General features: G+C 44.8%; 22 protein-coding genes. 16 read left to right on the top strand and 6 right to left on the bottom strand.

The window, feature by feature from the left end; genetic code table 11:
• Positions 1-243: 243 nt before the first annotated feature.
• The gene (gene msrA, locus DR864_RS18910) at positions 244-897 is read right to left on the bottom strand and encodes a peptide-methionine (S)-S-oxide reductase MsrA (protein ID WP_205319134.1); all 654 of its coding nucleotides are present in this window, start codon (positions 895-897) and stop codon (positions 244-246) included.
• 194 nt (positions 898-1,091) lie between these two features.
• Between msrA and thiL the strand changes: the two genes are divergently transcribed.
• From thiL to DR864_RS18895, 3 genes are all read left to right on the top strand, one after another.
• A complete protein-coding gene (thiL, locus tag DR864_RS18905; protein ID WP_114070368.1) occupies positions 1,092-2,132 on the top strand; it encodes a thiamine-phosphate kinase in 1,041 nt (346 codons plus the stop codon).
• Between the two features lie 51 nt (positions 2,133-2,183).
• Positions 2,184-2,597, top strand: coding sequence for a cytochrome B (locus DR864_RS18900; protein ID WP_114068424.1), 414 nt, complete (start codon positions 2,184-2,186; stop codon positions 2,595-2,597).
• Positions 2,598-2,742: 145 nt separating this feature from the next.
• Entirely contained in the window at positions 2,743-3,489 is a 747-nt protein-coding gene (locus DR864_RS18895) for a hypothetical protein (protein ID WP_162793950.1), read from the top strand.
• A gap of 578 nt (positions 3,490-4,067) precedes the next feature.
• On the opposite strand, the gene DR864_RS18885 is transcribed toward DR864_RS18895, so the two are convergent.
• Both DR864_RS18885 and pnuC read right to left on the bottom strand, forming a co-directional pair.
• Complete coding sequence (locus DR864_RS18885) at positions 4,068-5,039, bottom strand: AAA family ATPase (RefSeq protein ID WP_114068421.1); 972 nt, start codon at positions 5,037-5,039, stop codon at positions 4,068-4,070.
• On the bottom strand, positions 5,036-5,695 hold the full coding sequence (gene pnuC / locus DR864_RS18880; protein WP_114068420.1) for a nicotinamide riboside transporter PnuC: 660 nt from the start codon (positions 5,693-5,695) through the stop codon (positions 5,036-5,038). Before pnuC ends, DR864_RS18885 begins: the two co-directional genes overlap by 4 nt.
• 139 nt (positions 5,696-5,834) lie before the next feature.
• Here pnuC and glgB point away from each other — a divergent pair, with 139 nt between their 5' ends.
• From glgB to DR864_RS18850, 5 genes are all read left to right on the top strand, one after another.
• Positions 5,835-7,868 (top strand): 1,4-alpha-glucan branching protein GlgB, encoded by a 2,034-nt coding sequence (gene glgB, locus DR864_RS18875; protein WP_114068419.1) that lies wholly within the window; start codon positions 5,835-5,837, stop codon positions 7,866-7,868.
• A gap of 187 nt (positions 7,869-8,055) precedes the next feature.
• The gene (locus DR864_RS18870) at positions 8,056-8,298 is read left to right on the top strand and encodes an acyl carrier protein (RefSeq protein WP_114068418.1); all 243 of its coding nucleotides are present in this window, start codon (positions 8,056-8,058) and stop codon (positions 8,296-8,298) included.
• A gap of 91 nt (positions 8,299-8,389) precedes the next feature.
• Entirely contained in the window at positions 8,390-8,854 is a 465-nt protein-coding gene (locus DR864_RS18865; RefSeq protein ID WP_114068417.1) for a nucleoside deaminase, read from the top strand.
• Between the two features lie 58 nt (positions 8,855-8,912).
• A complete protein-coding gene (locus DR864_RS18860) occupies positions 8,913-9,515 on the top strand; it encodes a superoxide dismutase (protein WP_114068416.1) in 603 nt (200 codons plus the stop codon).
• 385 nt (positions 9,516-9,900) lie between these two features.
• Complete coding sequence (locus DR864_RS18850) at positions 9,901-10,671, top strand: hypothetical protein (protein ID WP_162793948.1); 771 nt, start codon at positions 9,901-9,903, stop codon at positions 10,669-10,671.
• 81 nt (positions 10,672-10,752) lie between these two features.
• Here DR864_RS18850 and DR864_RS18845 read toward each other — a convergent pair whose 3' ends face one another.
• Complete coding sequence (locus DR864_RS18845; RefSeq protein ID WP_114068413.1) at positions 10,753-11,448, bottom strand: hypothetical protein; 696 nt, start codon at positions 11,446-11,448, stop codon at positions 10,753-10,755.
• A gap of 303 nt (positions 11,449-11,751) precedes the next feature.
• Here DR864_RS18845 and clpX point away from each other — a divergent pair, with 303 nt between their 5' ends.
• The 5 genes from clpX (at position 11,752) to DR864_RS18815 (ending at position 15,968) form a co-directional block, all read left to right on the top strand.
• A complete protein-coding gene (clpX, locus tag DR864_RS18835; RefSeq protein WP_114068411.1) occupies positions 11,752-12,990 on the top strand; it encodes an ATP-dependent Clp protease ATP-binding subunit ClpX in 1,239 nt (412 codons plus the stop codon).
• An 88-nt stretch (positions 12,991-13,078) separates the two neighbouring features.
• Positions 13,079-13,795: an alpha/beta fold hydrolase gene (locus DR864_RS18830; protein WP_114068410.1), complete on the top strand. Its 717-nt coding sequence runs from the start codon at positions 13,079-13,081 to the stop codon at positions 13,793-13,795.
• A gap of 160 nt (positions 13,796-13,955) precedes the next feature.
• The gene (locus DR864_RS18825; protein WP_114068409.1) at positions 13,956-14,483 is read left to right on the top strand and encodes a hypothetical protein; all 528 of its coding nucleotides are present in this window, start codon (positions 13,956-13,958) and stop codon (positions 14,481-14,483) included.
• Positions 14,484-14,580: 97 nt separating this feature from the next.
• Positions 14,581-15,654, top strand: a complete 1,074-nt coding sequence (locus DR864_RS18820; RefSeq protein ID WP_114068408.1) for a TerC/Alx family metal homeostasis membrane protein — start codon at positions 14,581-14,583, stop codon at positions 15,652-15,654.
• Positions 15,654-15,968, top strand: coding sequence for a DUF952 domain-containing protein (locus DR864_RS18815; RefSeq protein ID WP_114068407.1), 315 nt, complete (start codon positions 15,654-15,656; stop codon positions 15,966-15,968). The genes DR864_RS18820 and DR864_RS18815 overlap by 1 nt, the downstream gene beginning before the upstream one ends.
• Before the next feature lie 17 nt (positions 15,969-15,985).
• On the opposite strand, the gene DR864_RS18810 is transcribed toward DR864_RS18815, so the two are convergent.
• Entirely contained in the window at positions 15,986-17,314 is a 1,329-nt protein-coding gene (locus DR864_RS18810) for a sensor histidine kinase (RefSeq protein ID WP_114068406.1), read from the bottom strand.
• Positions 17,311-18,681 carry a sigma-54-dependent transcriptional regulator gene (locus DR864_RS18805; protein ID WP_114068405.1) on the bottom strand — a complete coding sequence of 457 codons (1,371 nt, stop codon included), beginning with the start codon at positions 18,679-18,681 and terminating at the stop codon, positions 17,311-17,313. Before DR864_RS18805 ends, DR864_RS18810 begins: the two co-directional genes overlap by 4 nt.
• 413 nt (positions 18,682-19,094) lie before the next feature.
• Between DR864_RS18805 and DR864_RS18800 the strand changes: the two genes are divergently transcribed.
• The 3 genes from DR864_RS18800 (at position 19,095) to DR864_RS18790 (ending at position 23,605) form a co-directional block, all read left to right on the top strand.
• Positions 19,095-20,345 carry an efflux RND transporter periplasmic adaptor subunit gene (locus DR864_RS18800; protein ID WP_114070367.1) on the top strand — a complete coding sequence of 417 codons (1,251 nt, stop codon included), beginning with the start codon at positions 19,095-19,097 and terminating at the stop codon, positions 20,343-20,345.
• Positions 20,346-20,483: 138 nt separating this feature from the next.
• Positions 20,484-21,161, top strand: a complete 678-nt coding sequence (locus DR864_RS18795) for an ABC transporter ATP-binding protein (protein WP_013927702.1) — start codon at positions 20,484-20,486, stop codon at positions 21,159-21,161.
• An 86-nt stretch (positions 21,162-21,247) separates the two neighbouring features.
• Positions 21,248-23,605 carry an ABC transporter permease gene (locus tag DR864_RS18790; RefSeq protein ID WP_114070366.1) on the top strand — a complete coding sequence of 786 codons (2,358 nt, stop codon included), beginning with the start codon at positions 21,248-21,250 and terminating at the stop codon, positions 23,603-23,605.
• Positions 23,606-23,681 lie beyond the last annotated feature (76 nt).

Here is a 23,681-nt window from a genome sequence, read left to right as displayed (position 1 = left end):
CGTCCGAAAACGGACAATATTTGTACGCCTGCGGACGAAGCCGGAACCTCGTAATTGCACGATTTTTTAAGCCGTAAAGTTACTTGTTTTGAGATTTTTCGGTTGAGAGCAATTGCGATATTCTGCTCTTTTATGCCATTATTTAGGCGGTATAGGGAGATATATCGATCACAAGAGGTGCGTTATTCACACAAGAAGCCCGACAAATCGGGCTTCTTGTGAAATCACGTTAAGAGAGACTAATTAATGCGCTTTTAACTTCTCCTTAAACACTTTCTTAAACTTATCCACTTTGGGCGCTACGACAAATGCGCAGTAGCCTTGGTTGGGGTTGTTGGCAAAAAAGTTTTGGTGATAGGCTTCGGCCACGTAAAACTTCTCGGCTTTGGATACTTCCGTCACAATCGGCTTGCTAAAAGCACCTGAGGCATTGAGCTCTTTGATGGCTTTTTCGGCCAAAGCTTTTTGCTCCGCGTCGTGGTAGAAAATCACCGAACGATACTGCGGCCCTACGTCGTTGCCCTGACGGTCTTTGGTGGTTGGGTCATGCACCCGGAAAAACACCTCCAACAGTTCGGCATAGGTCACTTTTTTGGGGTCGTATTTGATTTCTACGCACTCGGCATGGCCCGTAGCTTTGCCACAGACTTGTTCGTAGGTCGGGTTTTCCACAAATCCGCCCGAATACCCCGATACTACCGATTCAACGCCTTCCATTTCCTGATACACCGCTTCGGTACACCAGAAACACCCCGTACCAAACGTGGCTGTGGCCAGCCCCGTGAGGGTTTTTGATTTTTCTTCCATTTGTTCAATCTTTTTGGCTGACTGTCCGCACGAGCTAAGTGATGACAACGTCAACGTGCCGAAAATGAGTTTTTTGATGATTGTCTTCATATTTATTTCTAACAAAAAAGTAAGTATTAAGTTCTGATTACGGAGCTTTGCCGTTACTAATGGGTTTAAAAACGATTCATTGGATATACGGGAAAAGCCATTCTTTTAACGAACTTTGCACCGAAAAGTTTTGTAATGCAAACTTTCACTTATTACTTTACACCAAATGTCGGGCATCCGACATCTTCCTCAAAATGATTAGAACTGAACTTGCAACGCTGGGTGAATTTGGACTGATTGAGCGTATAAATCAGCAATTTACGCCCGTGCTTCCCCAAACCATAAAAGGCATCGGCGACGACGCCGCCGTCATTGATACCGCTACTGATGAGTATTTGTTGGTCTCGACCGATATGCTCGTAGAAGGCGTCCACTTTGACCTTAGTTATGTACCACTCAAGCACTTGGGCTACAAGGCCATTGCCGTCAATGTCTCCGACATCGCGGCCATGAACGGTATTCCTCGTCAAGTGACGGTGAGCATTGGTCTGAGCAATCGCTTTTTTGTCGAAGCCATCGACGAATTATACGCGGGTATTCAGGCCGCTTGCGAAGCCTACAAAGTAGATTTGGTTGGCGGCGACACTACGTCTTCGCGCTCAGGTCTGTTGATTTCCGTGACGGCCGTGGGAGTCGTAGATAAAACCAAAATCTCGTACCGAAACGGTGCCCAGCCCAACGACATCATTTGTATAACGGGCGATTTAGGCGCGGCCTACATGGGGCTTCAACTGCTGGAACGAGAAAAACGGGAGTTTTTGGAAAACCCTGAGATGCAGCCGCAGTTGGAAGATAAATCATATCTGGTAGGTCGTCAACTCAAGCCCGAAGCACGGACGGATATTGTTTATGAACTTCTCGAAGCGGGTGTGGTACCTACGTCGATGATTGACATTTCGGATGGATTGGCCTCTGAGATTCTGCATCTCTGTAACCAATCGGGAACGGGGGCACAGGTTTTTGAAGAAAATGTACCCATCGCCGACGATACATTCCTGACCGCCGATGAGTTTAAAATCAGCCCATTGACCATTGCCCTCAACGGTGGCGAAGATTACGAATTGCTGTTTACCATTAAACAATCAGATTACGAGAAAATCAAGAATTCGCCCCATATCAGCTTTGCCGGATTTATGACCAACGACCCGAAAAACGTGGAACTGGTAACCAAAGGTGGCAGTCGTTTTCCGATCAAAGCCCAAGGCTGGCAACACCTGACCAATCACCCATCCTAAATTCATTTTTTAAACACTGCATTTTATTCATTTATACATAAACAACCAACTATGGAAATTCTTGTACGCGCCCATTCTGGCCTTCGCTACGTAGTTCTTGCGCTTCTGATTGCCGCGATTTACACCGCTTTTACCAAACGCAGCCAACCCAATGCGCCCTATTCTAAAGTATATTTGTTTGCCATGATTGCCACGCATACTCAATTGCTCATCGGGCTGATTCTCTACGCGTTAGACTGGGGAGTAAAAGTGCGTTTTGACATGATGAGCGATAAATTCTATCGTTTTTACACCGTCGAGCACATCGTCGGAATGTTGGTAGCCATTGTGCTGATTACCATCGGCCACGCACAGGCGAAAAAGTTGAACCACGGCAAAGTTTTTACCTTTTATCTGGTGGCATTACTCCTTATTTTGATCTCCATTCCCTGGCCTTTCCGCAACCTCGGAGGCGGTTGGTTTTAAATATTAAAAACAACGAAGGGTTGCTGAAAAGCGGCCCTTCATTGTTTTTAGTGCTTTTTGCTAAATAATACAGTGTTTTTTTGCAACCCGAATTTCAAAACTTCGTATATTAGCCACACATTCAGGTCATTAACCCTGCCTACCCATGAAACACTGCTACGCGATAGTTGGATTGGTATGTCTGTTTGCATTGTCGGGATTTGGTCAGAGCAAGCTATTCCGAGGGCATTGGTATGTCGGAACAGACATCGGGATTTTCAGTAATCAAACGCGCATGATTGCGGGAGAGCTCAGCAAATACAACCCTGGCGGGTCGGGAATTATGCCCATGTATGGCATGAAAGTGGGCCGAGTAGTTAACCCCTATATGTCGGTCGAAACGGGCATCTATTCTTTGCCGCTCAACCTCGTTTATCTCTATCAGACCAACCGCGCGATTGGCACCAATCCCCTGCAATTTATGTCGTTTCCGTTGCGGGCCAATTGGCGCGCCCGGGTCTTTTACGATAAACTTGAAGCCCATTTAGGCGGCGGCTTGCAATACGTTTGGGCCAATGGCGAAATAAGTCAGAAAACATTCAACGGCGTCATTACTACCCGTGGGCATACTTGGACCGACTCCCTCGTTTATTCAGGCTCGGTAGGAGTACTTCGCCAACACTCCATCAACGCCGAGTTGGCGGCTAGTTTCAACTGGGCCATGTCGAGACGGTGGACCTTGAGTGTATATGCCCGTCAGGTCATGGGTCTTACGAGTATTGCGAACGTGAAAGTGTCAATCAAAAACAATCAGGAGCCCATCGAAAATGCCGAATTTGTGACGCGAGGGGCTGGTTTTACCGCTGGCATTGGGATCCGATACAATATCTCTCCCAAATGGCGCATCAAATAGCCCTTGATGAATCACTCCGAACGATTGATGAGGCCGCCAAAAAGCTACAAACTATCCAGATAAGCTTGGTATTTTCTTTTAATTAATCGCCTTTTGTAAGTGATAAAAAGATAAGTAACATTGCTTTTGGTCTGAATGAACAGCCGGTTAGGAAACAAAAATAAGAAAGCCCTTCGCTTCATTTTCTTTATTTCCTTGAATGATACCCCAATTGGCTTGATAAGATGCGCGTTGCAAGGAAAAACGGGGGATATTTTCTTTGTCAGTTCATTACAAGGGGTTGTATTAAAAAATAAGCTATCGCTAGAAACCCTTATTTTCCCATAAACTACTGTTCCAAAAATTGACTGAAATGGAGTCATTTTTATAATCAACCCAACATTCACTGTATCTATTTTATTTTGGCTTGTGCTTTTTGTGAAAATAAAAACCGTAAAAAATAGCATTAAACATCTATGAATCTTCATATACAAAGAATTTTTATAACAAATCTTTGTATATGAAGATTCAATTATATGCCTTTTAGTGTTCTTCTCAGCAAAAGAAAGTTTTATAGCTCCAAGTAAGCCCAAAAATGGTTAATTGCCCCGCATCATTCTTTCCACTTCTTTTCGTGCGGCAATAAACCGTTGATCCCAATTTCCTTCAATCAACACATACGGAAGCGCTCGCTTTTCTAATTCGTTCTTAAAAAGGTCGAACATTTCTGCCCGCCGCTCACCAAAGTCTCTCAGTACATCGGCCACCCAAGGCGTATCAATATTTAATAACAAATACAGGTCATATGTAGTCTCTGCCTCCAATTTTTGTAACTCTTCTGGCACGTACCCAAAATACTGTTGGCAGTAAATTTGCGTCGTAATCAAGTCTGTATCGCAGAAAAGTACTTGATTGGCTTCCTGTATTTTTTGTTTGACCAATGCAGTTTGTAATTCACCAATTTCGATGATTTTTTCTATTTCAAACTCATTGGAGGTGAGCATCTCACGAGCGACTTCGTGCGCAAAAGTTGTTTGAAAATATTCCGCTAACTGCTGCGTCAGCGTTGTTTTTCCAACGCTTTCGGGGCCATAAAGACAGACTTTTTTCGTAAAATACGGCCTCACCAGCTGCGGTATAAAATCCCAATGTTGATACGGATTGGAGCGAATAGCCGTGGCAGAAATATGAACTTGAACGCGGTCTAAATCAAACAATACCACCTGACAATTCAAATGACGAGATAATGGAACACCGTAGGCTTCAGAACAGAAAACGCCCTCTACATCAGGAAATGTTTGATGAATAAAATCCGCCCACATTTTGGTAGCTTCTGTGAGAGGCAACCCCTCATCAGGAAAATCATCCAGTGCTTGAAATAGCTCAATACGCGGATTTTGGTCAAAGATTTGGTGTAGCCACCCAAAGCGTATCTCGGCAGGAATAGGGTCGTCGGGGGTAAAACTCATTGAAACCATGACTTTATCACAGTACGACAACGCAAACTCAATCAATGCCAAATGCCCTTTGTGCAAAGGCATGAATTTCCCAAAAACCAATCCTTTTTTCATCGTTTATCGTAGCTGCGGTATTCTTTGGTCCAATGATATGCCCCAAACGCCGCAATGAAGCAAAACAGAAAATACAGCAGCGCGTACAGCTTCACTTCTTTGAGGTAATACATGTAGGTAGCAATGGCATCAATCACCAACCACACGTACCACGCCTCGATTTTTTTACGAATCAACATAAACGTAGCCACGATACTCATGACCGTCGTGAACGAGTCCATGTAAGGAAAAGCACTGGGTTGACTAAACAGTACGGGAAAAAATTCGTGTAGATTTTTGGCAAAACTACCCATCGCAAACGTACACACCAGCCCGCCTACGCCCAACACCAGCCATTGATGCAGGGTTAACTTACTGATTTTTAACTCATTTTTTGAGTTGGCCTCATTGGCTTTGGGGAATTTCCATTGCCACCAGCCGATGAGATTGGTGATAAAGAAAAAAACCTGCAAAAACATATCGGGGTAAAGCTGAATTTGGTAAAAAAGCGCAAACGCCAGCACTACATTCAACAACCCAATAATCCAACTCCACACATTTTCACGCGCTGATAGCCAAACGGCCACTGCACCCGTAACGGTAGCCCAAAACTCTAGGTGGCTCATTCTGTATCCCCAGGCCTCAAAAAGGACGGAGTTGATGTCGAAAAAATTCATATTCAAGTGGTTCTAGGTTTTGAAAAAGAGGCTTAAAGAAAAAGAAAAAGATTTTTTAGTACTTATAGTGCAATTTTGGCTCGAAAAAATCTATTTTGCACCATACAACCTATAGTGAACCATCCCTAAACTCAATATTATGGCAAAATCAGCAAAAACTAAAACTGAAGTTGTAGCCGAAACGCCCGTTCCGAAGAAAACCCGTAAAAAAACCGAACCGGTGGAAGACCTCACCATCGCCGAAGCCCCTATCCAGTTGCAAGCTGTTGAAAATTATTCGCGCTTTTCGGAATTTGACATTTATTTGTTTAAATCTGGCAAGCACTTTAAATTATACGAAAAACTAGGCTCTCACGTAGCCGAGTACAAAGGAGTCATCGGCACTTATTTTGCCGTTTGGGCACCCAACGCTCACTACGTTTCGGTCATTGGAAACTTCAATGGCTGGGAGCGCGGCAGTCATCCACTCAGCTCTCGCTGGGATGGCTCGGGCATTTGGGAAGGCTTTGTGCCAAACATCGGGCGCGGTGAAGTCTATAAATACTTCATCAAGTCAATGAATAATGGCTTGGAATTAGAAAAATCCGATCCTTTTGCCCTTTGGTGCGAAGTAGCCCCCCAAACCGCCTCTGTGGTGTGGGACACATGGTACGAGTGGCAGGATGAAGGATGGATGCGCAACCGTCGCAAACACAATTCATTGACCTCTCCCATCTCCGTGTATGAAGTGCATTTGGCTTCGTGGATGCGTGACCCCGACAACCCAGAGCGTTTTTTGAATTACCGCGAAATTGCCGATAGCTTGGTTCCGTACGTTAAAGAAATGGGCTTTACCCACGTAGAGTTGATGCCCATCATGGAAGCACCCTATCCACCTTCTTGGGGTTATCAAATCACAGGGTATTTCTCGTGCGCCTCCCGGATGGGAAATCCGCAAGACTTAATGTACCTCATTGAGCGTCTTCACTTGGAAGACATCGGCGTGTACATGGACTGGGTTCCATCGCACTTTCCCGGCGACGCCCACGGGTTATACAACTTCGACGGCACGCATTTATACGAGCACGCCGACCCCCGCAAAGGCTACCACCCCGACTGGAAAAGCTATATTTTCAATTATGGTCGTAACGAGGTTCGTTCGTTCCTTGTTTCCAACGCCGTTTTTTGGATGGACCGCTACCACACCGACGGTCTGCGCGTAGACGCCGTTGCGTCGATGCTCTATTTGGATTATTCGCGCAAACACGGTGAATGGATCCCCAATGAGTTTGGCGGACGTGAAAACTTAGAGGCAATTTCGTTGATGAAAGAAATGAATGAGGCAGTTTTCAAAGATTTTCCCGATGCCCAAACGATTGCGGAAGAATCCACTGCTTTTCCAGGCGTGTCGCGACCTACTTATCTAGGCGGACTGGGATTTGGCATGAAATGGATGATGGGCTGGATGAACGATACCCTCAAGTATTTCGAAAAAGACCCCATGTTCCGTCGTTGGCACCAAGACCAAATCACATTCAGTTTGGTGTACGCTTTTTCTGAGAATTTTATGTTGCCGCTCTCTCACGATGAAGTGGTGTATGGAAAAGGTTCGCTGATTGGCAAAATGCCAGGCGATGAATGGCAACGTTTTGCAAACTTACGGTTGTTGTTTACCTATATGTACACCCACCCTGGCACCAAACTGCTCTTCATGGGTGGGGAGTTTGCCCAAGCCCGTGAGTGGAATTTTCAGCAATCGTTGGATTGGCACCTGCTCAACCAAGCACCTCACAAAGGCATTCAGGAATGCGTTAAAGCCCTCAACTCGGCTCTCCGCAATCAGCCCGCCTTGCATGATTATAACTTTTCGCCCGAAGGTTTTGAGTGGATTGACTCCCAAGACCGCGACAATTGCATTGTGGCTTACTCCCGCAAAGGGCTCAATCCGAGCGATACCATTGTGGTGGTTCTCAACATGACCCCCGTTCCGCAACAGGGCTATAGAATCGGCGTTCCGTCTGTCGGAATATGGGAAGAAGTGTTTAACAGCGACAACCCTTCATTTTACGGAAGCGGCGTAAGCAATACTCAAGTGATAGAAACCCAACCCGAAAAATGGCATAATCAGCCTCAATCAGTGGTCTTGACTTTGCCGCCATTGGCTGGCATTATTTTGAAGAAAAGTGCAAAATAATCGCTATTTCAACAGTTTAGTTCTGTTTTTTTTACAAAAATCTTTTTTTATATCTTATTGATTTAAAGAACATTGAAACAAACCCTCTGAAATAGTTATTGGTTTCATCTTATTTCGTGAAATTTTTGCCTCTTTTTTGGCGTTAAGATAAATGTAGATTAATACATCAACATTAACATACAATGCCATGAAAGAACGTATTTTAACTATTTTAGAAGACTTTGGTGTAGAACGCCGATCGGTCACCGACAATGTTCATTTTGTAAAAGATTTGGGCTTTGATAGCTTGGACACGGTAGATTTGATGATGAAACTTGAAAAGGAATTTGGCCTGCGAATCCCCGACGAAGATTATCACAAATTATCCACCTTAAACAAGTTGATGGTTTATCTCGAAGAAGAGCAGAGCGTGATGTATGAAGCGGCCTAAAGCCACTCACCACAGAACCCAACAAGAGGATATAACTACGTAGTTGTATCCTCTTTTGTTATTTTTATACCTTGGTTTATTTAAACAGACGATGCCTAAAGTCGGAAATATGCACCCTCTTTTTTCGGACGAATACTACATGCAACTCGCTCTTTATGAAGCAGAAGCGGCCGCCGAAGCGGGAGAAATCCCCGTAGGAGCGGTCATTGTGTGTCAGCATCGCATCATCGCCAAAACCCGCAACCAAACCGAGCAGTTGACCGACGTAACCGCCCACGCCGAAATCCTAGCCATCACCGCCGCCGCCGACTATCTGGGCAGCAAATACCTCAAAGATTGCACGTTATATGTCACCTTGGAGCCGTGTGTAATGTGCGGTGGGGCGCTGTATTGGTCCCAAATTGGGCGCATTGTCTACGGGGCTTCCGACGACAAACGCGGCTATTCTTTGTTAACCCAAAACATCCTTCATCCCAAAACCACCGTTAAAAGGGGCATATTGGAGCAAGAAATTACCCAACTCCTGAAGAAATTTTTTCTCAGGCTGCGAACATAAAACGCTGGCACGGTGTTTTGCAGTCGAGTAACACGTTAAAACTTAAATTATAACTGTCATGTCCTTTACATTAGCCCCTCTGCCCTACGCCTCTGATGCGTTGGAGCCCCATTTTGACCAAACTACCATGGAAATCCACCACGGTCGTCACCATAATACCTACGTGACCAACCTCAACAACGCCATTGCAGGCACTCCCAACGAAGGCAAAAGCATCGAAGAATTGGTAGCCAACGCAGGTGCCATTTCACCGGCGGTTCGCAACAACGGCGGCGGTCATTGGAATCATACGTTTTTCTGGAACATCCTTTCACCCAACGGTGGAGGTGCGCCAGTAGGTGAGTTGGCGGCAGCGATTGATGCTAAGTTTGGCTCATTTGATGCATTTAAAGACGAATTCAAAAAGGCCGCTTTGGGTCGTTTCGGTTCGGGCTGGGCGTGGCTAATCAAAACCGCCGACGGCGTAGCCATTACGTCTACTCCCAATCAAGACAATCCACTGATGGACATCGCCGATGTAAAAGGTACGCCAATCATCGGTCTGGATGTGTGGGAACATGCCTATTACCTCAAATACCAAAACAAGCGCCCTGACTACGTGGATGCATTCTGGAACATCGTAGACTGGAACAAAGCAGAAGCTACTTTTAAAGGCGCCTAAAAAATAGGAAATTCAATTCTTTTTAACCCGAAAGCTAAACGGCTTTCGGGTTATTTGTTTTCGGGCAATTAGCTAACCCTTTTATTACTTTTTACGAAAGCCATTATACTCCTGTATATAAAGAAATTGCTAACCTTTTATAGGTGAGTGTCGAGAGTCTGAACTGATTTCTACAATTTTCTTGTATGAAATTTGTTGTAACATGGAGGTTGGTAGCTCTAACCGTGTGGATCTGGATACATGAAAGATAATTACAATTTGTTCGTCAATGATAGGGCACAATTTGTACAATTTTCAGAGTATGCCGCTTATCAGTTTAGCATTGATTTTTTTCAAAGGTATATTGATATAGTGAAAAGCGACCCTATATTAAAACAAATAAACAATGCTCTTCCTTCCCAAAAAAACACCTACACGTTCAATTCAACCTATAGCCCAATTCTTTGTTTTTAAATTGCTATTTGTTAAATTATTTTTTTTACCCACACCTGCTTTTAGCCAAAAAGCAGGTGTGGTAGAAGTAACCTTGCAGATGGTTCATAAAAATGCAATGGACACTTCTAAAACACTTAAATCAGAAATAGGATTAATCGTTGAAGTGACAAATCATACTACCAAAAATATAGCACTTCCTGTCTCAGGTTTTTTTTACCAGAAAGAATTAAAATTTTATCGTAGAAACAGAGCTGGAGTATATGAATTAATAACTCAACCTTATATTTTACAAAAAGAACAACAGGAAAAAACTCAGGAATACCTTATGAAAAATCATCGGACAATAGCCAATTTCATGGGGATAGATTATAATTTTGAACCCAGTCTTGGGAAAGATTTTTATAGATATTGGGACACCTTTGAGCAAGACACGTATTCTCGAAAATTAAACGATGGTCTTACTTTACAGGAGTTAAAACATTTTACGAAAAATGTATCACGTTATGATTCAACATTAGCATTTTACTTTTTACGTTCTGGTGACCGGCAAACTGTTTTTTGGAATTTGGAATTTATGTTGAGAGAGAAGGGGGATTACAAAGTTACATTTAACCCTTTTCAATTTGATATTCTCTTATCTCCATTAGTACTAACAAACAATTTCGAAATTGGGAATCACCTTTGTTTTCATTCTAATGAGATTTACATCAAGACTTATTAACTCCAGAAATAAACACACCGAATATTTACGGCTTTTCTACGATTTTCGGCGAATGTTAAAAAGATAAACAAGCTTCGTTTCTCACTCAAACCCAATCGTAATCTCCACTACTTTCGGGTTTAGTTGCTGCATGGCTGGATGGGAGGATAAAAACGGTCCTTCGCCCTGTACTTTTTCGGCAATAGTGCCGAGTTTATCATCTTCGATGTTATAGTAAAATCGAATCACGAGATTCTCCACTTCATTTTTACCAGCGAGTTTTCCGCGCTGCCAGTCGGTCACAAAGCCGCCGTAGTCCCACCCAAAGCCTGCAACTTTGAAGGGCTTTCCGTTTATCTTTTCCACTTCTTTCAGTGTCATTCCCATCACGATTCCACTGTCTACCAACCACTGATTGGGTTTTGCTTCAGCCGAACGAATCATCACATTCCTAGGATTGGCGTAGTTGACGGTATCTTTCCACAAAATTTGGGCTTCGTCGGGCGTACCTTTAAACAGCGTCGTTCCTTTTTCGTAATAACCCTCTCCGATGTAGACCGAATCCCGAACCACATTTTCCGCTCCCAGCAGCGCAATGAGGCTCGCTTCGCTGCTGTTGGCCTTTACATTGCCCGCCTGAACGCCAGGAATACAGTAAAAATTATTCGGTGAGCTCTCTGGTTGACCCACCTCAGCGACCGTCGCGGCGCTGTCAGGCGCGTTACCAGTTTGGTCGGTGGTGCCTTGGCAGGCGAGCAGGGCGAGCAGGGCAAGGATAAAAAGGTAGTTATTGTTCATAGAGGTTTAGGCTAGGAATGCTATCAACGCTTTGGAATTGGATTTTAAAGTAACAGACAAAGGACGGGAAGGTAAAACTTTTCTTTTTTATGCCTTGCCCATTTTTCGTAAATTGTATTCTATTCTGACAAAAAAGCTCATAACACTTCGAAGACCTTCATTGTCAAAAGAGAAGAAAAACGTCTGTGCAACAAACTCCGCCCAACCTGCGTAGTCCGTTAGATAAACTAATTGGGGTTTGTTATTGTTAAAACTTAACTTTGCAACGTAAATTTTAAACATTAGGTCATTTTGACTCCTTTCATGGCAGCAATAAATTGTTCTTTTTGTGGCAGACGGAAAAATGAGGTCCAGCTACTGCTCTCGGGTATTGATGCCCATATTTGTAATTTTTGCATTGAGCAAGGCTACGGCGTAGTTCAGGAAGAATTGTATCCTAAAAAGAAAAAGGAAAAACCATCCACCCCCAAGTTTAATCTCATCAAGCCGCTCGAAATGAAGCGCTACCTCGACCAATACGTCATTGGTCAAGACGAAGCCAAAAAGACGCTTTCGGTGGCGGTTTACAACCACTATAAACGCCTCATGCAGCCAAAGTCGAACGATGAGGTGCACATTGAGAAAACCAACATCATTATGGTAGGCGAAACTGGAACGGGAAAAACCTACCTCGCGCGGACCATTGCCAAGATGCTGCAAGTGCCATTTTGCATTGCCGATGCAACCGTGGTGACCGAAGCTGGCTACGTGGGAGAAGACGTAGAAACCATTCTGACACGCTTGCTTCAGGCAGCCGACTACAACGCCGAAGCCGCCGAACGGGGCATCGTGTTCATTGATGAAATTGATAAAATTGCCCGGAAAAGCGATAATCCCTCTATCACCCGCGACGTGAGTGGCGAAGGGGTACAACAAGCACTTCTAAAACTTTTGGAAGGCTCGGTCGTAAACGTTCCCCCGCAGGGCGGACGCAAGCACCCGGACCAGAAACTCATTCCAATCAATACCGAAAACATTCTTTTCATTTGCGGCGGCGCGTTTGACGGCATTGACCGACACATTGCCAAGCGCATCAACTCGCGTCCGATTGGTTTTACCAACGACCGTCGTTTGGGCGAAATTTTCGACAAAGGCAACCTATTGCGCTATGTAGCCGCGCAGGATTTGAAATCATTTGGTTTGATTCCTGAGCTCATCGGGCGTTTGCCTGCATTGACTTACCTCAATCCTCTGGACGGAGATGCATTGCGCCAAATCTTGACCGAGCCTAAAAATGCACTGGCCAAACAATACCAGAAATTGTTTACCATGGAAGGCATTAAATTGACCTTTGATGATGATGTACTCGAATACATCGTGGAGCAGGCGTTGTCTTACAAACTAGGCGCGCGTGGCTTACGCTCCATTTGCGAAGCCATCATGACCGACGCCATGTTTGATTTGCCATCCATGAAAGACGTGACGGAGTTTACGCTCACGCTGGATTATGCCCGCGAAAAATTTGAGCGCTCCTCATTATATGTCCTGAAATCAGTGGCATAAACCTAATTATTGAGTATCTTTGACAATAGCCCGCAGAAATCTGTTGGGCTATTGTTTTTTAATCGTTACAAAACCACTCCAACACAGCATGAAAACACTCGTTTTGATTCACGGCCACGGCGTTGACGCCTCCATTTGGGAAGACATAAAGCCACTGCTTCAGGAATATCAAGTACTGACTCCTGATTTGTCGACCGAGACCAAATTTAAAAATATTGAAGAATATGCCGATGGGCTGCACGCTTGGTTGGAAGAAATAGGCATAAAAAAATGCGTGCTTATTGGGCACTCAATGGGCGGCTACCTCACTTTGGCATTTGCCGAAAAATACCCACAACTCCTTCAAGGATTTGGCTTGTTTCATTCCACCGCTTATGCCGACGATGAAGCCAAAACCGAACAGCGAAAAAAGACGTTGACATTTATGGAAACCCACGGAGCGGCCGCCTTTATCCGCCAGTCGGGACCCAACATGTACGCCGAAGCCTATGCTAAGGCCCATCCAGAAGTCATCAAAAATCATGTAGAAAAATACGCTCAATTGCCAACAGAAGCCGTTATTGCGGGATTTAAGGCCATCATGAATCGCCCCGACCGTACGGCGGTACTTCGAGATTCCAACCTTCCAGTTTTGTTTGTTTTTGGGGAAGAAGATAAACTTATTTCCTTTGAAAAGAACATTGAATTGTCTAAACTTTCTCCCAACACCCACACTTTGGTGCTCAAAGAAACAGGCCACATGGGAATGGTCGAAGATCCAAAAGCTTCGGCAGAAGCCATCAGGGAGTTTATGGAAACACTTTAGAATAAAGTAAGCCAACATCAGCGTCGTCTGCGTTTTAAATTACGAACAACTTCGCCTAGACAGCGCTGATGTTTTAAGGTAAAATACTTATAATCAGCAACCCATCTGCTTTTAGGATAAAGTAAAATCAAAGTTGATTCCCGCTTTAATAAATAAAACGATGGCAAAGCACACTCTTTTGTTTTTGTTTCTGACGATTTGTTTCGGAAGTTGTAAAAAAGAAGCCGACCCCGAATACCGCGTACCGACCGAAGTTGAACCTTACGTGCAAGCGTTTGTCAAAGAAGCTAAACTACGCGGATTGGAGTTGAAAATAGATAACCTTATTGTTGAGTTTGCCCAACCCGACGCCAACTATATATGCGGAATGTGTAAAGGTCTCCAAACGCGGCAAAAGCACATTATCCTTGGTATTCAGGAGTTTTGCTGGAAAGAAGCCACCACCCAAACGCGCGAAGGACTGGTTTTTCATGAACTCGCCCACTGCTATTTAGCGCGCCTGCATACCTCCAAAGCATTCGCCGACGGCACCTACGCTAGCCTGATGAACCCTGACAATACCGAAGTTTATTCTATCTGTTTATACCCCATCGACAACGGCAATGACTGCGACAAACGCGCCCGCCGGCAGTACTATATTGATGAGCTGTTTGACGAAACCACACCTACGCCCGCTTGGGCCCGATAGAAACCGTTTGTCAATGTGAAAGAATCTACGGAACTTTGATAGCTGTTTGAAGCTTATTAGCCAAGAACGATTTCACTAATTAACCCACGCGTAAGCGATGATTTCTAACGAACTTCTATTTTTTGGAGCATTTACGGTATTTGTCATTTTCGTCATGCTCATCGACCTCGGTGTATTTACTAAGCAAAAAAGCCACATTGTCAGTTTTAAAGAAGCGGGTATCTGGAGTGCCGTTTGGGTGGTACTATCTGTTGGATTTTATTTCTTCATCAAAAATTTCGGCTATCTCGTGCATGATGTCTCAGATATGACTCATTTACAGGAAATTGCAAGCAAATATGCCGACCATCTAGTACTTGTTCCAGGCAATTTTGAAGCCAGCTTACAGATTTTTCAGAACAACATGGCCCTTGAGTACATCACGGGTTATCTGGTTGAATACTCTCTTTCTGCCGACAATATTTTTGTATTTATCTTGATTTTCAGTTCTTTCGGTGTTCACGAAAAGTTTTACAAAAAGGTATTGATTTGGGGAATTTCGGGGGCGGTAGTGCTTCGCTTCGTATTTATATTTGTCGGCGCAGCGCTGTTGCAAAAGTTTGAATGGATTATCTATATTTTCGGCGCATTTTTGGTCTATACTGGTGCCAAAATCCTCTTCCAGAAGGAAGAAGACGAAGAAATCAATCCGAGTGAGCACATCGCCGTAAAATTTGCTTCTAAGTATTTTAACGTATATAACCGTAACGTTGTTGACCATTTTTTCATCTTCCACCGACGTTACAACAAATGGTACATTACGCCCATTTTTGTGGTCGTTATTGTGATTGCTTTTACGGATTTAATTTTTGCGGTTGATTCCATCCCCGCCATTTTCTCCATCACCAAAGACCCTTACATTGTCTTTTTCTCCAATGTGTTTGCCATCATGGGGTTACGTTCGATGTTCTTCTTTTTATCCAGCATCATGGACAAATTCCATTACCTCAAACCCGGTTTGGGAATTCTGCTTTCTTTCATTGGACTCAAAATGTTGGGGCATCATCAACTAGAAGAATGGGGATTTAAGACCGTTTATTCGCTTTATATCATTGTGGGAATTTTGGCCGTTGCCGTTATCGCCTCTTTGTTATTTCCCAAAAAAGAAGAACCTGTTACGTCTCCAAGCTGATGATTTATCACATTGTTACGCCAGAATATTGGGCACAATTTGAGTATGCCCCCGCCTACAAAAGCGAGACACTCGACGCTGAAACATTCATCCATTGCAGCACGCAAACCCAAATAGCGGGTGTTTTGGAAAGATATTACAGTGGAGTAGACAACCTATTTTTGATGCACATTGACGAGACCAAGCTTACATCTCCCCTATTGTACGAAGCAGCACCCAACGGCACCGAACTATTTCCGCACGTGTATGGTCCCATTAATTCTGAAGCCATTGTAGAAATAGGTTGGCTCAAAAAAGACGGAATTATATTGTAGAAACGCCCGCTGCGTCTCTACAATATAATCACAAACGTGGTGCCTCTGCCTACTTCTGAGGTCACACTGAGCTGACCGCCGTGCTGTTGCATAATCTGGCGTGAAAGGCTCAGTCCGATGCCCGAACCCGTTTTCTTGGTGGTATAAAAAGGAATAAAAATTCGCTCCAAGGCTTCTGGCTCAATGCCAAGGCCGTTGTCGGCCACCTCAATGTATACCCGCTGATTCATGTCGGAATAGGCACGTATCGTCAACAACGCATTGGCATGTCCCTGCAAAGCTTCGATGGCGTTTTTGATGAGATTAATTAACACCTGTTCGATTTGGTCCGCATCTGCCGTGATAACAAGGCTATCAGGTACAATCGTTAAGGTCGTTTTGATAAATGCTTCTTGCAAACTTTTTTGAAACAATTGCAGCACCCCGCTGAGTAGCTCGCGGGCAGGAATTTCCACAAACGTAGGCTTGGGCAAGGTAGTAAAATCGCGGTAGGCATTTACAAACTGGATAATACCCGCGCTGCGTTTTTCCAGCGTTTGCAGCGCCTCCGTTAAGTCTTGAACCCCTTCATTGTCGGGCGCGACGGGCGCGATGTCGAGTTGTACAATTTCCTTCATCGTTCCTACCAACGACAGTATCGGTGTGAGCGAATTCATGATTTCATGACGCAACACCCGCGTCAGGTTTTGCCAAGCTTCAATCTCCTTCTGTTGCAATTCTGACTGAATATTTTGCAAAACTAAAATCCGTAATACCTTGCCTCTCAACTGAATCTGCGTAGCCTGCACCGACAACGACTCGTCGTCGGAGGTTTGGTAAAGTTGGCGTACACCCGTGCGAAGCGTGGCTATCAACGTAAAAAGCTGCGGGTGTGGCTCCTGTAAATCTTCCAGCTGACGCAACCGATAAATTCCCAACATCTTGAGCGCGGCGCTGTTGACCAGCTCCACGCGGCCATCGCTGCCAAAGCTAATCAGCCCCGTACTGATGTGCTGAACGATGGTATTGAGGTACTGAAGATTGGCTTCTTTTTCAGCACGAGCCACACGAAATGCCTCCAAAACCTCATTAAACTGCTGATTGATTTCTCGGAAACTTTCGCCCATTTTATCATCTGAACGAAACTTTACGGCAAAATCTGAGTAGCGAACGGACTCAAAAAAACGCGCCAGTTTTCGGTTTGTACTGGTGGCATAATAATACAACTGAAATACCGCAATGGCACTCATAAACGCCATCAATGCCGACAATATCCACTGCTCATCAGGAACAAAGTAAAGTAGTGCGCATAAACTCAGGGTTAGCCAAAAAACACGCCACAAAATGCCGATTGAGAAGTGTTTCATAGCCCGTATTTTTCCATTCTACGGTACAATGCCTGTCGCGAAAGCCCCAACTCCTTGGCCACTTCGGTGATGTTGCCGTTGTATTTTTTCATTGCTTTTACAATCAACTGTTTTTCCATTTCTTCCAACTGGTAGGTTTCGGTAAACTGCGAGGTTTCGGTAAACGCATTCTGGAAAAAATCTTCGGGTTGCAACGTGTTTTGTTGGGTCAAAATAACGGCTCGCTCCACCGCACTGCGGAGTTCACGCACGTTGCCCGGCCAATGATAACGTTGCAATTGCTTAATCAAAGCCGCACTCAGGGCCGTTACCACGCGCTTATATTGATGACGGTACTGTTTCAGGAAAAGCTCCGTCAGCGGCACAATGTCTTCGGGACGCTCCCGCAACGGCGGAATACGCAACTCAATGGTGTTGATGCGGTACAGCAAATCCTGACGGAAGGTCCGCTCAGCAACCATTTGGCCAATGGGCTGATTGGTAGCGCAAATAATCCGGACGTCTATTTGTTTGGTTTTATTGGAACCCACACGCGTCACCGTTCGGTTTTGCAGTACGGTGAGGAGTTTGGCCTGCATGGGCAGGGACAAATTGCCGATTTCGTCCAAAAACAACGTTCCTCCGTGGGCTTCTTCAAACCGCCCCGCGCGGTCTTCTTTGGCATCGGTAAAAGCCCCTTTGACGTGGCCGAAAAGCTCACTTTCAAACAAACTTTCGGGAATTGCACCCAAATCTACGATGACGAAAGGTTTATCAGCACGATTAGATTTTTGGTGGATAAGCTGGGCCAAATCACTTTTTCCCGTTCCATTTTCTCCCAACACCAGTACCGTTGCATCCGTCACCGCAACGCGCTCGGCCGTGGCATACAGCTGTTGCATAACAGCGCTGGAAGCCACAAAATTTGGCTGAGACATCGGCTTCCCGGGCGTCGGTTTACTGGCCAAAGCCCCTGGACTACCGCCCACTTTGGCTTTATTTTCCTCCCTTTTCCGCACGGCTGCCTGCATAGTAGCCAGCAGTTTATCGTTTTCCCAAGGTTTCAAAACAAAGTCCATGGCTCCCGCTTTCATGGCCCGAACGGCCATTTCTACATCACCAAACGCAGTAAAAAGTACCACTACCGCCAGCGGGTCAATGTCTAAAATACGGTCCAACCAATCGAAACCTTCTTTGCCGCTGATAACGTCACGCGTGAAGTTCATATCCAACAAAATAGCGTCGTAATTGCCGTTGGTAACTAAAAAGGGAATACGTTGGGGATTTTTTTCAATATCCACTTGACTGAAATGCCGTTTGAGGAGCAATTTGGCAGCACTCAAAACGTCGACATCATCGTCAACAATCAATACTTTGGCGGTGAGCATTTGAAATATTTGTAAATGAGCTAATTAGTAATTTCGGTAAAATACAACTCTTTTAACGGTATGTATAAATTTACCCAATAAGAGTGCCAAAATACAAAATACCTCATTATCAACCATTAAGATAAAGTGCACTTTTTATTCTTGTCCAATGGCGTACAACCCATGTCCGTTTTCGGACAATTTTAAAATTCATAGACAATACCAATTCATTCATAACCAATAACTTATGTTTCCGGCACGGGTATTGGCAGAATACTAAACAGACACATACAGCCATTAAAAAATGAAGCAGTAAGGAGTCGAAAAGAAATCAACTCCTTACTGCATTTTAACAAAGTACTCATTCATCAATCAGCATAGTAACAATGGAAGTTAAGAATCCGATCATCGGCCAAAACAACCCTCAGGGCACCATGGACCGCGTACGTAAAAAGAAATTTTGGAACACCCAACGCATTGCCATTTTTGCGGGAAGCAGTGCTTTGATTGCCTTTATTGTGTATCAATTATTTTTCTCCGATAAACGCTCCAAACTCAATGTAGAAGCCGAAAAACTCACGGTATCCAGTGTTTCAACGGGCTCTTTTGATGAGTTTATTGTCGTAACTGGCGTAGTCCAACCCCTCAAAATCATTCGTCTGGACGCCATCGTGGGCGGTTATGTTCGGGAAAAAATCGTGGAAGGTGGCAGCATGGTGACCCAAGGCCAAGTGCTCTTGAAACTAGAAAACCAAAACCTCAAACTTAACTTCCTACAATCAGAAACGGAGGCCAGTCGACTGGTAAATGACCTTCAAAATACCCGTCAACAATTGAAAGTGGCGCGTTTTAATATCCGTCGGACTTTAAACGAACTGGAATTTAAAATTGACCAAGCCAAAGATATTTACGAACGTAATCAAAAATTATTCAAAGACAAGGTGATTCCTGAATCTGACTTTCTGCGTTCAAAACGGGATTACGAATTGTTGGTAAAACAAAAAGAAATCGAAACTGAATCGCAAATCTATCAGGAAGAAAACGCCAAAATGCAGATTGGCCAATTGGAAGGAACGCTTTTGCGGACCCAACGCAACGTAGACCTGTGGCGCCAAACACTCGATAACCTCGTAGTGAAAGCGCCCGTGGGTGGATTGCTTTCCTCAATAGACGTAGAAGTAGGTTCTAACATCAGCCAAGGCCAAAACATCGGGCAGATTGACGACCTCAACGGTTTTAAAATGCGCGTCGCGATTGATGAGCACTATGTATCGCGAATTTTTGTCGGGTTGGGCGGAAGTTTTGAATTCAATGGAAAAGACAACCCACTGACCATTACGCGCATCTATCCCGAAGTAAAAAACGGACGTTTTGAAGTAGATATGAGTTTTCCGAAAGGTACGCCCGAAGGCATTAAACGCGGACAATCTACACCGATTCGCCTAGAATTAGGCAAGGCCGAAAAAGCGGTACTCTTGCCAGTAGGTGGGTTTTTCTCCGATACAGGCGGCAACTGGGTGTACGTGCTGGACAATAGCGGCAAACGCGCCATCAAGCGTAACATCACGCTAGGACGCAAAAATCCTGAATATTATGAAGTACTGGAAGGGCTACAAACCGGTGAAAAAGTAATCACCAGCAGCTACGCAAACTTTGGCGACAAAGAAGTGCTTGAATTGAAATAATTGCTAACTTATATTCTTTGCATCTTTGCGTGAGTCAGTAAAAATTCACGCTGAGGCGCCAAGACGCTGAGAACGCAAAAACGTTGAGAAATTGAATCATACAGCATACACTCCAGAATCCATAATTTTGACTTAACAATGATAAAAACAGCTAACCTCCAGAAAATCTTCACCACCGAAGAAGTGGAAACAACAGCCTTGAACGGAATTGATTTGGAAGTAAAAGACGGTGAATTTGTCGCCATCATGGGCCCTTCGGGTTGTGGCAAATCTACATTGCTCAACATCTTAGGACTCTTAGACAACCCCAGCGAAGGCAGCTATGACTTCCACGGGACCGAGGTAGCAAAACTGTCGGAACGTCAACGGGCGCAGCTACGCAAAGGGAACATTGGGTTTGTGTTCCAGAGCTTTAACCTCATCGACGAGCTGACCGTGTATGAAAACGTCGAACTTCCGCTGCTTTACCTCAAAGTACCCGCTGACCAACGCAAAGAAATGGTCGAAACTGTATTGACCCGCATGAACATCATGCACCGTCGCAATCACTTTCCGCAACAACTCTCGGGGGGACAGCAGCAACGTACCGCCATTGCCCGCGCGGTGGTGGCCAAGCCCAAATTAATCCTTGCGGATGAGCCCACAGGAAACTTAGACTCCGCCAACGGCGAAGAAGTAATGAAATTGCTCTCCCAACTCAACGACGAAGGCACGAGCATCATCATGGTGACTCACTCGCCGTATGACGCAGGTTTTGCCCACCGAATCGTCAATCTTTTTGACGGTAAAGTGGTGACTGAAAAAATGCGCGTATAAACACATATTCACCCATATAAGTAGTGCGTGAAGGCATTGGGCAATGGCCCTCTGCCTTTTCCGCTATGCTCAAAACCCATACAGCCATGTTAAGCAATTACCTCACTATCGCCTTCCGCAATTTGTGGAAGAACAAAGTCTATAGTTTTATCAACATCATGGGGTTGGCACTCGGCATGGCCTGCAGCCTGATGATTATGCTATGGGTACAAGACGAAACAGCCATGGACGCCTTTCATCAAAACGGCACGCGTCTTTATCGGGTAATGGAAAACCAGTATTATTCGGGCAAAATCGAAACCTACCCTTCAACGCCGGGGCTTCTGGCCGAAAACATCGTAAAAGACATTCCAGAAATCGAAAAGGCCAGCCAAATGCTGTGGGAAGAGCAGCCGCTTTTTACGGTAGGCACTGCTTTCGATAAAGAAAAGGGCCGCTACGTACAAGGGGATTTTCTGACGATGTTCAGTTTCAAACTGGAGCAGGGCGATGCCCGAACCGCCCTAAAACGTCCCGATGGAGTGGTTATATCAAAAAAACTCGCCCAGAAGTATTTTCCTAATCAAAATCCGCTGGGCAAATCCATCCGAATTGACGGCAAAGAAGACGTGATGGTTACGGGAATTTTGAAAGACATCCCTAAAAACTCATCGCTAAAATTTGACTTCTTGATGAGCTTCGACCGCTGGCTCAAAAACAACCCATGGGCCAAAGAATGGGGCAATAACGGGCCACGCTGTTACGTGATGTTGGCCAAAAACGCATCATTAGACAAAGTAAACGCCAAAATTAAGGGCTACATCAAGACCAAAAACAAAGACAGCAACGTCGAAATATTTCTGCAATCCTACCAAGAATCGTATCTGTATTCTAATTGGGATTCGGGCAAACAAAACGGCGGGCGGATTGATTATGTACGTATTTTTTCCATCGTTGCCATAGTGATTTTATTGATTGCGTGCATCAATTTTATGAATTTGGCCACGGCCCGCTCCGTCAAACGCGCCAAGGAAGTGGGCGTGCGCAAGGTGATTGGCGCCGTCAAAGGCATTCTGATTGGGCAATTTATGGGGGAAGCCATTTTGATTGCATTTTGTGCGCTCCTCTTTTCTATTCTGCTGGTCTTTTTGCTCTTGCCTACTTTTAACCTTCTGACCGAAAAAGAGCTTTCACTCAACTTTACCGACCCGAGTTTTCTGGTGGTTTTGGTGAGTCTAACGTTGGTGACGGGCTTGGTAGCGGGGAGCTATCCCGCGTTGTTCATGTCTTCGCTCAACCCCGTTGTGGTGTTGAAAGGCTCCCTGAAATTTAAGCCAAGCGCCACCTATTTTCGCAAAGGGCTGGTAGTTTTTCAGTTTGCCTTGTCAATTACGCTCATTTTAGGCATGATTATCGTTCACGAACAAATCAATTATTTACGAACGAAAAATGCTGGTTATGACCGCGAAAACCTGCTTTATATGCCATTGGAGGGGGATTTGCAGAAGAATTTTGCCTCGTTCAAACAAGAACTTCAACATCAGCCCGGCATCAAATCTGTCACCTGCTCCCAATCAGACCCGCTAGAAGTAGGCTCTTCTACACAAGGCGTAAAATGGCCTGGGAAAGACACAACCCAGTTATTGCTTTTCGCCAACAACGCCATTTCGTACGACTACATCAAAACGATGGGCATTCAACTGATTGGCGGGCGGGATTTCAGCGATCAATACGGAACCGACACCACCAACTACATCATCAACGAAGCCAGCGCCAAGAAAATGGGCTATAAAGACCCTGTAGGCAAAGAAATGACCATGTGGGACCGCAAGGGAACCATCGTCGGGCTGATGAAAGATTTTCATTACAACACGCTTCATTCTGCCATTGAGCCGTTGATTTTGCGTTTACAGCCCAAAACGGAGAATTGGGGCGTCGTCATCATCCGCGCCGAAGGCGGCAAAACTCCCGATGCTGTTGCCAGCACCGAAAAAGTGTTCAAGAAGTTTAACCCTAATTTTCCATTCAAATACTTTTTTGCCGACCAAGAATACGCCAATCAGTACAAAAGCGAGAATGTGGTCAATAAGCTATCCAATTACTTTGCGTTTTTGGCCATTTTTATTTCGTGTCTTGGGCTATTTGGACTGGCGTCGTTTACGGCGGAGCAACGCACCAAAGAAATAGGCGTGCGTAAAGTGCTGGGCGCAAGCGTATCCAATCTGGTAGGAATGTTATCGCTGGATTTTATCAAATTGGTCTTGATCGCCACGCTCATTGCATTTCCAGTGGCGTGGTATTTCCTCAAAAATTGGCTCGAAAAATACGCTTATCGCATCGACATAGAATGGTGGTATTTTGCCATTGCGGCGCTTTCGGCGGTAGCGATTGCCTTGCTGACCGTCAGTTATCAAGCCATCCGGGCGTCGTTGATGAACCCCGTAAAATCACTAAAAACGGAATAAAAGGAACCGTCAGCTCTATGCTGTTCAGTTTCGTACAATAAGTGTACGATTTCGGACAGACCAATTTACAGAAAAT

Origin of the sequence: Runella rosea, assembly GCF_003325355.1 — a bacterium.
Taxonomy (GTDB): Bacteria; Bacteroidota; Bacteroidia; order Cytophagales; family Spirosomataceae; genus Runella; species Runella rosea.
This window is presented reverse-complemented; position numbering and strand designations above follow the sequence as displayed.

Excerpts from the sequence above, each read along its gene's own strand:
- msrA (WP_205319134.1), bottom strand. The coding sequence starts at position 897 with ATGAAGACAATCATCAAAAAACTCATTTTCGGCACGTTGACGTTGTCA.
- thiL (WP_114070368.1), top strand. The coding sequence starts at position 1,092 with ATGATTAGAACTGAACTTGCAACGCTGGGTGAATTTGGACTGATTGAG.
- DR864_RS18900 (WP_114068424.1), top strand. The coding sequence starts at position 2,184 with ATGGAAATTCTTGTACGCGCCCATTCTGGCCTTCGCTACGTAGTTCTT.
- DR864_RS18895 (WP_162793950.1), top strand. The coding sequence starts at position 2,743 with ATGAAACACTGCTACGCGATAGTTGGATTGGTATGTCTGTTTGCATTG.
- DR864_RS18885 (WP_114068421.1), bottom strand. The coding sequence starts at position 5,039 with ATGAAAAAAGGATTGGTTTTTGGGAAATTCATGCCTTTGCACAAAGGG.
- pnuC (WP_114068420.1), bottom strand. The coding sequence starts at position 5,695 with ATGAATTTTTTCGACATCAACTCCGTCCTTTTTGAGGCCTGGGGATAC.
- glgB (WP_114068419.1), top strand. The coding sequence starts at position 5,835 with ATGGCAAAATCAGCAAAAACTAAAACTGAAGTTGTAGCCGAAACGCCC.
- DR864_RS18870 (WP_114068418.1), top strand. The coding sequence starts at position 8,056 with ATGAAAGAACGTATTTTAACTATTTTAGAAGACTTTGGTGTAGAACGC.
- DR864_RS18865 (WP_114068417.1), top strand. The coding sequence starts at position 8,390 with ATGCCTAAAGTCGGAAATATGCACCCTCTTTTTTCGGACGAATACTAC.
- DR864_RS18860 (WP_114068416.1), top strand. The coding sequence starts at position 8,913 with ATGTCCTTTACATTAGCCCCTCTGCCCTACGCCTCTGATGCGTTGGAG.
- DR864_RS18850 (WP_162793948.1), top strand. The coding sequence starts at position 9,901 with ATGCTCTTCCTTCCCAAAAAAACACCTACACGTTCAATTCAACCTATA.
- DR864_RS18845 (WP_114068413.1), bottom strand. The coding sequence starts at position 11,448 with ATGAACAATAACTACCTTTTTATCCTTGCCCTGCTCGCCCTGCTCGCC.
- clpX (WP_114068411.1), top strand. The coding sequence starts at position 11,752 with ATGGCAGCAATAAATTGTTCTTTTTGTGGCAGACGGAAAAATGAGGTC.
- DR864_RS18830 (WP_114068410.1), top strand. The coding sequence starts at position 13,079 with ATGAAAACACTCGTTTTGATTCACGGCCACGGCGTTGACGCCTCCATT.
- DR864_RS18825 (WP_114068409.1), top strand. The coding sequence starts at position 13,956 with ATGGCAAAGCACACTCTTTTGTTTTTGTTTCTGACGATTTGTTTCGGA.
- DR864_RS18820 (WP_114068408.1), top strand. The coding sequence starts at position 14,581 with ATGATTTCTAACGAACTTCTATTTTTTGGAGCATTTACGGTATTTGTC.
- DR864_RS18815 (WP_114068407.1), top strand. The coding sequence starts at position 15,654 with ATGATTTATCACATTGTTACGCCAGAATATTGGGCACAATTTGAGTAT.
- DR864_RS18810 (WP_114068406.1), bottom strand. The coding sequence starts at position 17,314 with ATGAAACACTTCTCAATCGGCATTTTGTGGCGTGTTTTTTGGCTAACC.
- DR864_RS18805 (WP_114068405.1), bottom strand. The coding sequence starts at position 18,681 with ATGCTCACCGCCAAAGTATTGATTGTTGACGATGATGTCGACGTTTTG.
- DR864_RS18800 (WP_114070367.1), top strand. The coding sequence starts at position 19,095 with ATGGACCGCGTACGTAAAAAGAAATTTTGGAACACCCAACGCATTGCC.
- DR864_RS18795 (WP_013927702.1), top strand. The coding sequence starts at position 20,484 with ATGATAAAAACAGCTAACCTCCAGAAAATCTTCACCACCGAAGAAGTG.
- DR864_RS18790 (WP_114070366.1), top strand. The coding sequence starts at position 21,248 with ATGTTAAGCAATTACCTCACTATCGCCTTCCGCAATTTGTGGAAGAAC.